The sequence below is a fragment of the Caballeronia novacaledonica genome (assembly GCF_900258035.1).
In the GTDB taxonomy this organism is placed as follows: Bacteria; Pseudomonadota; Gammaproteobacteria; order Burkholderiales; family Burkholderiaceae; genus Caballeronia; species Caballeronia novacaledonica.
Window position 1 is genome coordinate 93,077 of sequence record NZ_OGTP01000001.1, and the last position, 12,318, is coordinate 105,394.

16 protein-coding genes are annotated in these 12,318 nt (G+C 63.0%); 7 read left to right on the forward strand and 9 right to left on the reverse strand.

Annotated features, from left to right (window positions below; all coding sequences use genetic code 11):
* Positions 1-2 precede the first annotated feature (2 nt).
* Positions 3-1,577 carry an aldehyde dehydrogenase (NADP(+)) gene (locus tag NOV72_RS00395; RefSeq protein WP_106852610.1) on the forward strand — a complete coding sequence of 525 codons (1,575 nt, stop codon included), beginning with the start codon at positions 3-5 and terminating at the stop codon, positions 1,575-1,577.
* Between the two features lie 45 nt (positions 1,578-1,622).
* Positions 1,623-2,561 carry an SMP-30/gluconolactonase/LRE family protein gene (locus NOV72_RS00400; protein WP_106852611.1) on the forward strand — a complete coding sequence of 313 codons (939 nt, stop codon included), beginning with the start codon at positions 1,623-1,625 and terminating at the stop codon, positions 2,559-2,561.
* Here the strand turns inward: NOV72_RS00400 and NOV72_RS00405 are convergent.
* From NOV72_RS00405 to NOV72_RS00415, 3 genes are all read right to left on the reverse strand, one after another.
* Positions 2,558-2,983 (reverse strand): GNAT family N-acetyltransferase, encoded by a 426-nt coding sequence (locus tag NOV72_RS00405; RefSeq protein WP_106852612.1) that lies wholly within the window; start codon positions 2,981-2,983, stop codon positions 2,558-2,560. The two genes, NOV72_RS00400 and NOV72_RS00405, sit on opposite strands and share 4 nt — an antisense overlap.
* A gap of 81 nt (positions 2,984-3,064) precedes the next feature.
* Positions 3,065-3,667, reverse strand: a complete 603-nt coding sequence (locus tag NOV72_RS00410) for a short chain dehydrogenase (RefSeq protein ID WP_181290831.1) — start codon at positions 3,665-3,667, stop codon at positions 3,065-3,067.
* Between the two features lie 100 nt (positions 3,668-3,767).
* Positions 3,768-4,226: a hypothetical protein gene (locus tag NOV72_RS00415; RefSeq protein WP_106852614.1), complete on the reverse strand. Its 459-nt coding sequence runs from the start codon at positions 4,224-4,226 to the stop codon at positions 3,768-3,770.
* 175 nt (positions 4,227-4,401) lie between these two features.
* Between NOV72_RS00415 and NOV72_RS32125 the strand changes: the two genes are divergently transcribed.
* The gene (locus NOV72_RS32125; RefSeq protein ID WP_181290780.1) at positions 4,402-4,560 is read left to right on the forward strand and encodes a hypothetical protein; all 159 of its coding nucleotides are present in this window, start codon (positions 4,402-4,404) and stop codon (positions 4,558-4,560) included.
* A 42-nt stretch (positions 4,561-4,602) separates the two neighbouring features.
* Here NOV72_RS32125 and NOV72_RS00420 read toward each other — a convergent pair whose 3' ends face one another.
* Positions 4,603-5,217: a DUF3005 domain-containing protein gene (locus NOV72_RS00420; protein WP_106852615.1), complete on the reverse strand. Its 615-nt coding sequence runs from the start codon at positions 5,215-5,217 to the stop codon at positions 4,603-4,605.
* 282 nt (positions 5,218-5,499) lie between these two features.
* On the opposite strand from NOV72_RS00420, the gene NOV72_RS00425 reads away from it, so the two are divergent.
* Positions 5,500-5,733 carry a hypothetical protein gene (locus tag NOV72_RS00425; protein WP_106852616.1) on the forward strand — a complete coding sequence of 78 codons (234 nt, stop codon included), beginning with the start codon at positions 5,500-5,502 and terminating at the stop codon, positions 5,731-5,733.
* 135 nt (positions 5,734-5,868) lie between these two features.
* Complete coding sequence (gene epsC, locus NOV72_RS00430; protein ID WP_245932874.1) at positions 5,869-6,849, forward strand: serine O-acetyltransferase EpsC; 981 nt, start codon at positions 5,869-5,871, stop codon at positions 6,847-6,849.
* Between the two features lie 57 nt (positions 6,850-6,906).
* Here the strand turns inward: epsC and folE are convergent, their stop codons facing one another.
* The 4 genes from folE to NOV72_RS00450 all read right to left on the reverse strand — a co-directional run bounded on the left by folE (position 6,907) and on the right by NOV72_RS00450 (position 8,799).
* On the reverse strand, positions 6,907-7,557 hold the full coding sequence (gene folE / locus NOV72_RS00435) for a GTP cyclohydrolase I FolE (protein ID WP_106852617.1): 651 nt from the start codon (positions 7,555-7,557) through the stop codon (positions 6,907-6,909).
* Positions 7,558-7,637: 80 nt separating this feature from the next.
* Positions 7,638-7,841 (reverse strand): hypothetical protein, encoded by a 204-nt coding sequence (locus NOV72_RS00440; RefSeq protein ID WP_106852618.1) that lies wholly within the window; start codon positions 7,839-7,841, stop codon positions 7,638-7,640.
* A gap of 68 nt (positions 7,842-7,909) precedes the next feature.
* Entirely contained in the window at positions 7,910-8,353 is a 444-nt protein-coding gene (locus NOV72_RS00445) for a VOC family protein (RefSeq protein WP_106852619.1), read from the reverse strand.
* Positions 8,354-8,367: 14 nt separating this feature from the next.
* A complete protein-coding gene (locus NOV72_RS00450) occupies positions 8,368-8,799 on the reverse strand; it encodes a YybH family protein (protein WP_106853199.1) in 432 nt (143 codons plus the stop codon).
* Positions 8,800-8,964: 165 nt separating this feature from the next.
* Here NOV72_RS00450 and NOV72_RS00455 point away from each other — a divergent pair, with 165 nt between their 5' ends.
* The gene (locus NOV72_RS00455) at positions 8,965-9,600 is read left to right on the forward strand and encodes a TetR/AcrR family transcriptional regulator (protein WP_106852620.1); all 636 of its coding nucleotides are present in this window, start codon (positions 8,965-8,967) and stop codon (positions 9,598-9,600) included.
* Between the two features lie 49 nt (positions 9,601-9,649).
* Here NOV72_RS00455 and NOV72_RS00460 read toward each other — a convergent pair whose 3' ends face one another.
* Positions 9,650-11,032 (reverse strand): MFS transporter, encoded by a 1,383-nt coding sequence (locus NOV72_RS00460; protein ID WP_106852621.1) that lies wholly within the window; start codon positions 11,030-11,032, stop codon positions 9,650-9,652.
* 307 nt (positions 11,033-11,339) lie between these two features.
* Between NOV72_RS00460 and NOV72_RS00465 the strand changes: the two genes are divergently transcribed.
* On the forward strand, positions 11,340-12,293 hold the full coding sequence (locus tag NOV72_RS00465) for a 2-hydroxyacid dehydrogenase (protein WP_106853200.1): 954 nt from the start codon (positions 11,340-11,342) through the stop codon (positions 12,291-12,293).
* Positions 12,294-12,318: the final 25 nt, after the last annotated feature.

The window sequence follows — 12,318 nt, forward strand, 5'->3', positions numbered from 1 at the left end:
ACATGAAAATCACCGGAGACATGCTGATCGGCGCATCGGCCGTGCGGGGCACCGATGCCACGCTCCGCGCGTTCGACCCCGCGCGCAACGCCGATCTCGACCCCGCGTTCGGCGGCGGCGGCGCGGCGGAAGTGGCGCGCGCCTGCGAACTGGCCGAAGCCGCGTTCGACGACTATCGCCACGCGCCGTTCGAAACGCGTGCGCAGTTTCTCGAAGCGATCGCCGACAACATCGTCGCGCTCGGCGACACGCTGATCGAGCGCGCGATGGCCGAATCCGCGCTTCCGAAGGCGCGTCTCGAAGGCGAGCGCGCCCGCACGGTCGGGCAATTGCGCCTTTTCGCATCGCTCGTGCGCGAGGGCCGATGGCTTTCTGCCACGCTCGATTCCGCCCAGCCGGACAGAAAACCGCTGCCGCGTTCCGACCTGCGTTTGCAAAAGATTCCGCTCGGGCCGGTCGCGGTGTTCGGTGCGAGCAATTTTCCGCTGGCGTTTTCGGTGGCGGGCGGGGATGCCGCGTCGGCGTTCGCGGCGGGGTGTCCCGTCGTCGTGAAATCGCACCCGGCGCATCTGGGCACCTCCGAGCTCGTCGGACGGGCGGTGCAGAAGGCGGTCGCGGACAGCGGCTTGCCCGAAGGCACGTTTTCGCTCGTCGTCGGCGCGGGCAATGCGATCGGCGAGGCGCTCGTCGCGCATCCGGCCATTCAGGCCGTCGGTTTCACCGGCTCGCGGCGCGGCGGGCTGGCGCTCGTCGATATCGCGGCGAAGCGGCCCGCGCCGATTCCCGTTTTCGCCGAGATGAGCAGCGTCAATCCGGTGTTCGCGCTGCCGGGCGCGCTGACGGCGCGCGGCGACACGCTGGCGGCGGCTTTTATCGATTCGGTCACGCTGGGCGTCGGCCAGTTCTGCACGAATCCGGGCCTCGTGATCGGCCTCGCGGATTCGGATCTCGACGATTTCATCGACAACGCCGCGGCCGCGCTCGAAAAGAAGGGCACGCAGACGATGTTGACGGCGGGCATCGCGGCGGCGTACGAGGACGGCGTCAAGCATCGCGATGCGGCCGCGAAGCGCATCGCGACGGGCGAAACGGGCAAGGCGTCGAGCGGCGCGCTGCCGGCGCTGTATCGCGTGAGCGCGGAGGAATTTCTCGCGAAGCCGCAACTGGCGGAGGAGATTTTCGGGCCGACGTCGGTGATCGTCGTGTGCCGCGACGAAGACGAGATGATCCGGGTCGCGCGCAGTCTGGAAGGCCAGCTAACCGCGACGCTGCTCATGGAAAAAAACGACGTCGAACTCGCGCGGCGGCTCTTGCCGGTGCTCGAACGCAAGGCCGGGCGGATTCTTGCGAACGGCTTTCCGACGGGCGTCGAAGTGTCCTACGCGATGGTGCACGGCGGGCCGTATCCGGCGACATCCGACAGCCGCTCGACGTCGGTCGGCGCGATGGCGATCGAACGCTTCCTGCGGCCGGTGTGTTATCAGGATCTGCCGGCGGCGCTGTTGCCGGAAGCGCTCGCGGATGACAATCCGCTTTCGCTCTGGCGCCTGCGCGACGGCGAACTCGGGCCGAACTGATCCGCGATTCAGAGCACTCAAAACCAGCAAAGGAGATGAACCCACATGACAAGCGACTCGCGCCGCTACCCCGACCCCGCCGTGCGCGTGCTGGACCCGCGTTTCAACGCACTGCGCATCGCATCGGCGTCGGTGGAATGTCTTTATCAGGGCGCGCGCTGGTCCGAAGGGCCGGTCTGGTTCGGCGACGGCCGCTGTCTGCTCTGGAGCGATATCCCGAACAATCGCATCCTGCGATGGGACGAGGAGAGCGGTCAGGTCGGCGTGTTTCGCAAGCCGTCGGACAACGCGAACGGCAACACGCGCGATCGCGAAGGGCGGCTCGTGACCTGCGAGCATCGGACGCGGCGCGTGACGCGCACCGAATACGACGGCTCCATCACCGTGATCGCGGACAGCTACGAAGGCAAGCCGCTCAATTCGCCTAACGACGTCGTCGTGAAATCGGATGGCTCGATCTGGTTCACCGATCCGACTTTCGGTATCGACGGCTTCTACGAAGGCGAGCAGAACGAAGCGCAACTCAAGCCGTGCGTGTATCGCGTCGATGGCAAGAGCGGCGACATCGCGATGATGATCGACGCGTTCGTCGGCCCGAACGGTCTCGCGTTCTCGCCGGATGAATCGGTGCTGTACGTGGTCGAGTCACGCGCGACGCCGCGCAAGATCTACGCGTTCGACGTGCTCGACGGCGGCCGCAGACTCGGCGAGCCGCGTGCGCTGATCGACGCGGGCGCGGGCACGCCCGATGGCTTTCGCGTCGATATCCACGGCAATTTGTGGTGCGGCTGGGGCATGGGCGACGCCGAACTCGACGGCGTGCGCGTGTTCACGCCGCAGGGCGAGGCGATCGGGCATATCGATTTGCCGGAGCGCTGCGCGAACGTGTGCTTCGGCGGGCGGCATCGGAACCGGCTGTTCATGGCGGCGAGCCACGGGCTGTATTCGCTCTACGTCAATACACAGGGCGTGAAGGGCGGCTAAGCCTTCGCGATCTTCTCCATGATGCGCTCGGGATGCCGGCTCGCGGCGAAGCCGTGGCGCGCGTACAGCCCGTGCGCGTCGGACGTGACGAGCATCATGCGGCGCAATCCTTGCAGGTCGGGATGCGCCATCACGCATTGCATCATCCATTTGCCGAGGCCCGCGCCCTGATGCTCGGGCAGCACGAAGACATCGGCGAGGTAGGCGAAGGTCGCGGTGTCGGTGATCATGCGCGCGTAGCCGATCTGCGCGCCGCCGCGAAACAGGCCGAACGCGAGCGAATGTCGCGCGGCGCGCTCGACCTTCTCGCGCGCGATGCCCGGCGACCAATACGCCACTTCACTCAGGTAACGGTGCACGACATCGAAGTCGAATTCTTCGATGTCCGTGCTGAGCCGATAGTCGTCCCGGGTCCACTGCATCGCACCGCTCCAAGGCCTTCGAAGCGCTGAGGATAAGCGATCGATGCGCCCCGCTCCATGCACACTTCGCGTCTGTCAGTGTCAGTGCACGTTGTAGATGCGCCCGGTCTCCGCGCCCTCGACGCTGCGACTGTACGCCAGCGCCACACGCGCGCCGCTCGCCGCCTCGAAGCCGCGAAAATATGGGCCGAAGCTCTCGCGGGCTTCTTCGAGCATCGTCGGGCTCACGGCGTTGATGCGCAGGCCGCGCGGCAACTCGATCGCCGCGCCGCGCACGAAGCCTTCGATCGCGCCGTTCACGGCCGCCGCGCTCGCGCCTTCACGAATCGGCGCGGCGCCGACGATGCCGCTCGTCAGCGTGAACGAGCCGCCGTCGTTCAGATAATCGCGCGCGGCGAGCACGAGATTGACCTGGCCCATCAGCTTGTCGTCGAGGCCGAGGCGGAACTGCTCGGGTGTCATTTTTACCAGCGGACCGAAGTGGACATGACCGGCAGCCGCGACGATCGCATCGACGCGGCCGATTTCATCGAAGAGCCGCGCGATGCTGTCGAGATCGAGCAGATCGACGCGATGCGCACCGCGCGTCGCACCGATTTCGACGACTTCGTGACGGGCTTCGAGTTCGGCGGCGACCGCCCGGCCGACCGTGCCGGTCGCACCGATGACAGCGATTTTCATGATCTGGCTCGCAACGGTTGATGAACTTCGCATTGTGCGAGCGAGCGGACGCGCGAAAAAGGCGCGTCCGCTTCGGGGATTGCAAACCGCGGGTTTCGAATGGCTAGGGCGTCGCGCGGCGCGCGGGCATCGGCGAGAGAAGATAGAGCGAAGCCGCGAACTTGCAGACGAGTCCCGCGCCGCACACGAACGCGGCTGCGGGAAACACGTGCCATTGCAGCGCGAGCGTCGGCGCAACGAGCGCGACCGAAGCGAAACCGAGCGCGACCGTGAGCCAGCGCGCCCACTGCAACCGCGACGCGACGCACACATAAAGCAGGCCGACCAGCACGCGAGACGCGATCGATGCCGCGACCGGATGACTCGACGCGTCGCCGGGCAGGCCGATCGCGAGCGTCAGCGCGAACTCCGCCCACGAGAGCGCGTAAGCCGCGCCGAGACACGCCATCGCGGAGGTGAATCGCTGCTCCGGCGCGACGATGTGGCGTGGCGTCGCCGTCTGAAGTTGCGCGGTCTCGTCGGAATCCGGCGGATACGCGTCGTATGCGTGGATCGTGGTCATGTGGTCTTTCCCCTTTATCGATTCCAGGCGTTGCAAGGTCGTCTTGTCGGCCGCAATCGCATTTGCTGCGATGCGGCGCTTCGTTGGCCGTCTCCCTGCGCATACGCCGTGCCTGGTCCGGGGAACGCGTATTGCTTACATCGACATAAGGAACCAACGACCACGGGATCGAGCGATGAGCAACATCAAGGAACAACGGCCTCATTCGGAGCGTGACGAAGACGATCTGGACAAGGCTGTCGAAGACACCTTTCCCGCAAGCGATCCGCCCGCGACAGGCGGCGTGACGCGCATCGAATCCGATGACGAGAAGAAAGAAAAGAAGGAGCGCTGAACGCCGCTCATGCATGAGAGGCGTTCATGCGCTCATCCTTCTTCAGCCACGTTCGAGTTCGAAGAGCCGCGACGGTCGCAGATGATTCAGCGCATAGTGCTTGCGCCCGCGTAAGGTATGGCCGTGTGGATCGCGGCCTTCGAACCGAACCTTGTCTTCGACTTCGGGAACCGTCGGCGCGACCATGCCGCGATCGATCAGCCGATAGCCGCTTTCCAGCGCGAGCAGGACACCATTGCGTCCGATACGGCTGTCGAATCCGCCGAGGCCATCGCCCGGTTCGGGGACGTAGTTCACCGGCGTCGCATTCGAATTGATGACCGAGTCAGGCTCGCGTGCGCGCATCTCCGCCTCGCGTCTTGCGTGGATGCTCTTCGCGTCGGCATCGACGGTGTCGTCGGGTCCGTCGTCGTTCGAGACATCGACGCCGCGCGGCGGCTTTTCGTAGAACCCTTGCGGACCGACGTGCATTCCTTCCTTCGTCGTTTCCGTTCTCACGGATGCGCCCGCGCCCGCATGCGCTTCGCCGCCCGATGCCGCCTTCATCGCATCGCTCAACTTCACGTGAGCGGTTTCCGCGGCGGGCGTTTTGATCGGGCTGCCGGCGACCTGATCCTTCTGCTTGTCCTGCGTCTGGTTTGATTCAGCGTTGCTCATTGCGTTGCTCCGTTGGACCTGAACTGACCAAGCCCTTACGCAAGACTCGTTCCGGCTATATGGCGACGGAACCGCGAGCCTTGCCAGCGGGCGCCTTAACGGATAGCTACAATTTCAGGCTTTTTTTTCGACCCCAAGCCGATTTCCTGCAAGTATTATTTGGAACCTGTCGGCGGCAAAGCGCAACAACGAAGACGCGAGCAATCAGGAGGGCGCGTTTCATTGTCGTCGAAGAAGAGCAATGCGATTCGAGCGAGCAGGGCACTTTCACACAGGTGACTCATGCAACACGATGCAGCCTTCTCACATCGAGGCTACCTTCTAAACTGCGCGCCCGCCCGGGCCGGAGATGGCAGCTACCAGCCGTATGTGGTGATCTCGCGATCGAGCGATGGCGAACTCGTCGCGAACCGTTTTTTTCCATCGGACTTGCGATTTCGCAGCGAGGGCGATGCAATCGCGCACGCGCGCGACTGGGCCGTGCGCTGGATCGACGCAAGTAACGTCATAGCGTGAGTCATGTTCCGATGAAACCGTGCGAACGCGAGAGCCCATGCCGCCGGGCGGCAGGCTTCTCCAAAACCGGTTACCCTTGACGTTTCACCCGTCGTGCGCGAGCGCGGCGGCCGCTTCCCTTGCTTCATGGCCGACATGCAGAACACGCTCACGCCCGGCACCATACCATCCCTCGACACAACCCGCGACACGTCTCAGGAATGGGGCCTTGCACGCATCGTCGCGGACTTGCGCCAGTCGCGCGAGGAGCTGCATCGCACACGGCATCCGCTCGGCATACGCGAGCTGCCTTCGCGCGAGGCGATCGTGAAGATCGTCAACGGCTTGCGTTCGACGCTCTTTCCCACGCATTACGGCGCGCCCGATCTGACCGACGAAAGCGTCGATTATTACGTCGGCCAGACGCTCGAAAGCACCTTGCGTCTCTTGCACGAACAGATTCGCCGCGCGCTGCGCTTCTTGCCCGAACATCGCGATACGAGCGACGCAGCGCTTTCCGCGCAAGCCTTTGCCATCGCGCGTGAATTCGGTTCGCAGTTGCCGCACATCCGCGCGTTACTCGTCAGCGATATCCAGGCCGCCTTCACCGGCGATCCGGCTGCGCAGCACATCACCGAGATTCTGCTGTGCTATCCGGGCATCTGGGCCATGACGCATCATCGTCTCGCGCATGCATTGCACAAGCTCGGCGTGCCGCTGCTCGCGCGCTTCATCAACGAGATCGCGCATTCGCTGACGGGCATCGACATTCATCCGGGCGCGACCATCGGGCCGAGTTTTTTCATCGACCACGGCACGGGCGTGGTGATCGGCGAGACGGCGGTGATCGGGCAGCACGTGCGCGTCTATCAGGCCGTGACGCTCGGCGCGAAGAGCTTTCCTTCGATGAGCGATGGCTCCCTTGTCAAAGGCAATGCGCGGCATCCGGTCGTCGAGGACGATGTCGTCATTTACGCGGGCGCGACGATTCTCGGGCGCGTGACCATCGGTAAGGGTTCGGTCATCGGCGGCAACGTGTGGCTCACGCATAGCGTGCCGCCGGGCAGCAACGTGTCGCAGGGCAAGATCCGCGAGGGCAGCGGGCCGGACGCGCCGGGTAACGGATTCGGCGCATGAAACGACGAAAGGGCCGCGAGGCCCTTTCTTTTTGCGTGCGCGTTTTAGCTGGCGGCGTTACGTGTTCGACACGCTGAACGCGTTCTGATTGCTGACGATGGAAAGAAATTCGCGGCGCGTCGATGGATCGTCGCGGAACGAACCGAGCATGCGCGACGTGACCATCGACACGCCCGCCTTATGCACGCCGCGCGTCGACATGCATTGATGCGCGGCTTCGAGAATCACGCCGACGCCGAGCGGTTGCAGCACTTCGTTCAGCGTGTCCGCGATCTGCGCGGTCATCTTTTCCTGAATCTGCAGACGCTTTGCGAAGGCATCCACGAGACGCGCGAGCTTCGAAATGCCGACGACGCGCTCGTTCGGAAGATAGGCGACGTGCGCGCGCCCGATAATGGGCACCATGTGATGCTCGCAATAGCTTTCGAAACGAATGTCCTTCAGGACGATCATTTCGTCATAGCCTTGCACTTCGGAAAACGTGCGCGCGAGGATATCGTGCGGATTTTGCGTATAGCCTGCAAAGAACTCTTCATACGCACGCACGACGCGGCCCGGCGTGTCGAGCAGGCCTTCGCGCCTCGGGTCGTCGCCCGCCCAGCGCAACAGAACACGCACGGCGGCTTCGGCTTCCTCGCGGCTTGGACGATCGGCTTTGTCAGCGGGTATGTCCGAGCCTGAAAGATGGTTTTTGCGCGGGGCGCTCATCGAAAGCTCCTGTCATCAAGATGCAATTAAATCATGGGCACCCCGCTATTGTTCCACGTTTCCGATGGTCGATATGCATGTCAGGTTTTTCCGCCTCCATCGATGCCCGAACCTGTGCGCCATGCCTGCTTGCCTTCCTCCGACAACTGGCCGCTGCTGCGGTCCTTATCGGGTTCCGTGCCGGGCTCGGCCATCGGCCCGCCCGGCTGTTCCTTCGATGTAGGCTGCTTGCCCTTGCGCTGCTCGATGCGGTCTTCCTGAGAACGTCCGGCGTAGTTGCTCATGTCACGGCTCCTTTCGATTTGATGCGATGAAAGGGCCGCAAGAGACATTCCAGGCGGCTATCTGACGATTACGCGGGCTTGCCTTCGACGCCGCCGAGCACCATCCACGACACGCCGAATTTGTCGGCGACCATGCCGAAACGCTTGGCGAAGAACGTTTGCGTCATCGGCATCTGCACTTGTCCGCCGTTCGACAACGCGTTGAAGTATTTTTCCGCCTGCTGTTCGTCGCTGGCCGTGAGCGAGAGCGACACGCCCTTGAAGTCCGGCTTGCCGCTGCACATGCCGTCGGAGGCCATCAGCATGGATTCGCCGATGGTGAACGCCGAATGCATGATCTTGTTTTCCGATCCCGGCGGAATGCCGCAACCGCTGGCCGTTTCGGCCTTGCCGGCTTCCGGGTTTTCGCTGTAGCGCATCATCATGACGACTTGCGCGCCCAGGTTCTCGCGATAGAACGTGATCGCCTCTTCGCAGCGGCCTTCGAAAAACAAATAGGGTTGCACTTGCATGTCTGCTCCTTGAGTTATGACTTCTCGTCAGGGTCCATATCCATCACGAGCGGCACCGATGCGTGTTCATGCACGACACGCCAGTCGCCGTCGATCTTTCTCATGCACACGGTGGCGCGCACGATGTCCTCCTGCTCGCCCACGGCGACGCGATTGACGGAGTGCGCATAAGCCAGATCGCCGCTCGCGGCGACTTCCACGTCCCGCATCTCGAACGCAAGCGGGCCTTTCATGCTGTCGAACCAGCGCCGCCAGTTCTCGCGATAGCGCTCGACGCCCTTGATGAACGCGGGCGGCACGACATCGAACACGACGACATCCGGCGCGTAATGGCGAACGAGCGCGTCGACATTTTTCGCGAGCACCGCCTGCCGCCACGCTTCGATCTGCTCGCGAATACGCGCGACATCTTCATTCTCATGAGCACGATCGTTCGGCTTTGTCATGGCTGCCTCCTTCGTTTGACGGCCCGCATTGCACACGATGCCGCCGCGTCGTGACAAAGCAACGGCAAGCACCGATGCGAAATTATTTTCCGTTGTGTACACCGTCCACAAAAAGTAGCAGAGATAATGGACAGTGTCCACATATGGAAAGCCCGACGAATCAAAATGACAAATGGCAAGCCGCGAAATACTTATCGGCATGGGGATTTGCGACGCGCGCTGATCGATGCGGGCATCGAACTGGCGCGCGAGGGCGGCCCGAATGCGATCGTTCTGCGCGAGGCGACCCGTCGTGCGGGCGTGTTTCCGAACGCGGCCTATCGTCACTTCGAGAGCCGGCAGGAATTGCTATCGGCGGTGCGTTCGGCGGCGCTGTCGTTCGTCGCGCAGGCGATGGAAGAGGAACTGGCGGCGCGCCCGAAAAAGCGCCGTCGCGCGGATGCGGCGCGCGCGGGATTGCGGGCCATCGGAGCGGGTTATCTGCGATTTGCGCAGATCGAAACGGGGCTGTTCCGCACGGCCTTCGCCGCGCCGCAAGCGGAATGGGCCGAACATGAAGCGCCGTACGGTGTCGGTCCGAGCGGACTCGATCCGTTTCAATTGCTCAGCCGGGCGCTGGACGAAATGGTGGACGCGGGCGCACTCGACGCCAAGCGCAGAACCGAAGCGGAATATCTCGCATGGAGCGCGGTGCATGGTTTCGCGCTGCTCGTCATCGAAGGCCCGTTGCAGGGATTGAAGCGCGCGCAGATCGAGCCGCTCGCGGGGCGCTTGCTCGATATGGTCGAGAACGGGCTTTGAAATGAAGATCGCGCCGTTTTGAGCGGCGCGATTCGTGTGATCGATGCGATTACTTTCCGGACGGGTTCTCGCCGGCTATCGGCTCGACCACGCTGAAGAGCAGCAACAGGCACAGCGTCGCCGTTCCGACCATGTACAGAAAAACGGCGGTCCAGCTATAGCTGTCGAGCAGCAGGCCGACCGCAAGCGGCGCGCATGCTCCGCCGATCTGCCCAAGCGAGTTCACGATACCGAACGCCGTCGGATAGGTCGCTTTGGTCGCGAGTCCCATCGGATACGCGGAGTAGCCCGCGAAGCCGATGCCGAGCATGAGACCCGCCAGGATCAGCGCCGCGCCGAGATACGCGACGCTGTCGGGCGCATCGATCAGCAGGAACGTCATGATCATCGTGCCGAGTGCGCCGAGCATCATCATCGGCTTGCGGCGGCCGCCGAGCAGACGATCCGAGATGATGCCGCCGAGCATGTTGCCCGCCACCGCGCCAATGAAGGGCGCCGAGGCGAGAAAGCCCATCTTCACCGAAGCGAAGCCCTTCACCGTGACGAGATACGTGGGAATCCACGAGATGAAGATGTTGCTGATGCCGATCATGCAGCCATAACCGAGCGCGATGCCGAAGATATTCCACGAGCCGAACACCTGGCGAATCGTTTCGAGTTGCGGCACGCGCTTCGTGCGATTGATCGCGTCGAGCCGGGGCATCGGCGTCATCTGGGCGCGGGACAGCGACTTGCCGCTATTGCCGCCGACGGTCGTTTCATCGGCGATATAACGGCGTTCGGCGGGTGAGCAGAAACGGTTCTCGCCCGGCGAATTGGTGACGAAGAACATCCACACCACGGCGAGCAAAATGCCCGGCACCGCGAACACATAAAAGATCTCGCGCCATCCCCACAACTGAATCACGATGATGCACACCGAAGGCACGATCAGCGGCCCGAGTTTCGATGCCGCGATCCACAGGCCCGTGGCCGTGCCTTTTTCCTTCGCGGGAAACCAGCGATTGATGACGTTCGTGCAGCCGATGCCGAGCGGCCCTTCCGACAAGCCGAGCCCTACGCGATACGTCATCAGCAGAAACACCGAGGACGTCGTGCCCATCAATCCCGTGAATACGGAAGTCAGGATCATGAAGACGGAGAAAAGCAGGCCCGTCGTCCTGGCGCTGAGCCGCTTATAGAGCAGTCCGACGGGAATCTGCACGAAGCCGTACGCGAACGAAAACAGGCTCACGATCAGACCGGCTTCGGTATTGGTGATGTGATATTCCTTCTTCAGATACGGCAGCGCGATGCCGAAGTTGGCCCGATCCGCGCACGCGACCGCCCAGATGCAGAAGATCAGTCCCATCACGACCCAGCGGTGCTTCGTGCGTTTCTCCGCGACAGGTTCCGCCTTCGAGGGAGCGATGATGCCGTCGGCGTTGTTCATCGCGATGCCTCCTGTTGCGCGTGCGCTGCGGCTTGAAGGAGGCGAATAGATGGAAAGCGGGTAGGGCGCAGGCTCACGCTGTTGTCTCCGATGTCATTTTCAAGGCTTTATTGTTGATATGCCTTCCGATGCTTCGAATTGTGGGGACGGTGTACCGGAGCGTCCAATCTTTTATTGCTATTACCTGATGCCCGGATTGAATCGATCGATTCGTGGATCAATTGATAGCCTTTTGGGATTGGACGCCTCCGGCAAAAGCGGACATCATCCGCTCCACATTGGAAACGAACATCATGGAGCACGCGAATTGAAGCCGAGCATTTTGCAATTGAACCCGATCCTCGTACCGGCCATCAACGAAAAGCTCGATGCGCTGTACACCATGCATCGTCTCTTCGAACAAGAGGATAAGGACGCCTATATCCGCGAGCACGGCGCATCGATTCGCGGCGTGATCACAGGCGGGCATACGGGCATCTCGAACGCTCTCATCGAGCGCTTGCCCGCGTTGCAGGTGATCGCGGTGAACGGTGTCGGCACCGATGCGGTCGATCTCGAATTCGCACGCTCGCGCGGCCTTCCGGTGACGGGCACGTTCGGCGCGTTGACCGAGGATGTCGCCGATCTCGCGATCGGTTTGATCCTGACCGTCCTGCGCGAGATCTGCCCCGGCAACGATTTCGTGAAGACCGGCAAGTGGGTGAAGAACCCGAGCCCGAGCGCGATTCCGCTATCGCGCCGTTTCAGCGGCAAGCGCGTGGGCATCGTGGGCCTCGGCAAAGTCGGCCGCGCAATCGCGCAGCGCGCAGCCGCCTTCGACTGTCCGATTGCCTATACCGATGTGCGCCCGATGGACGATATCGGCTATCGCTTCGTGCCGGATCTTTTGTCGCTCGCACGCGAAAGCGACATTCTCGTGCTCGCCGCCGCCGCCGATAAAGCCAGGGGCATCGTGAATGCCGCCGTGCTCGATGCATTGGGCAAGGACGGTTATCTCATCAACATCGCGCGCGGCAAGCTCGTGGTGGAAAGCGATCTCGTCGAAGCATTGTCGCGTGGCGCGATCGCGGGCGCGGGCCTCGATGTTTTCGTCGACGAACCGAACGTGCCGCCCGAATTGTTCGATATGGATCGCGTCGTGTTGCAGGCGCATCGCGCGAGCGCGACGATGGAATCGCGCACGGCGATGGGCGAGATGGTGCTCGCCAGTCTCGCGCAAGGTCTCGCGGGCCAGCGTCCGGAAGGCAGCCTCACGACCTGATGCAAGTGCATGAACTCATCCGGGG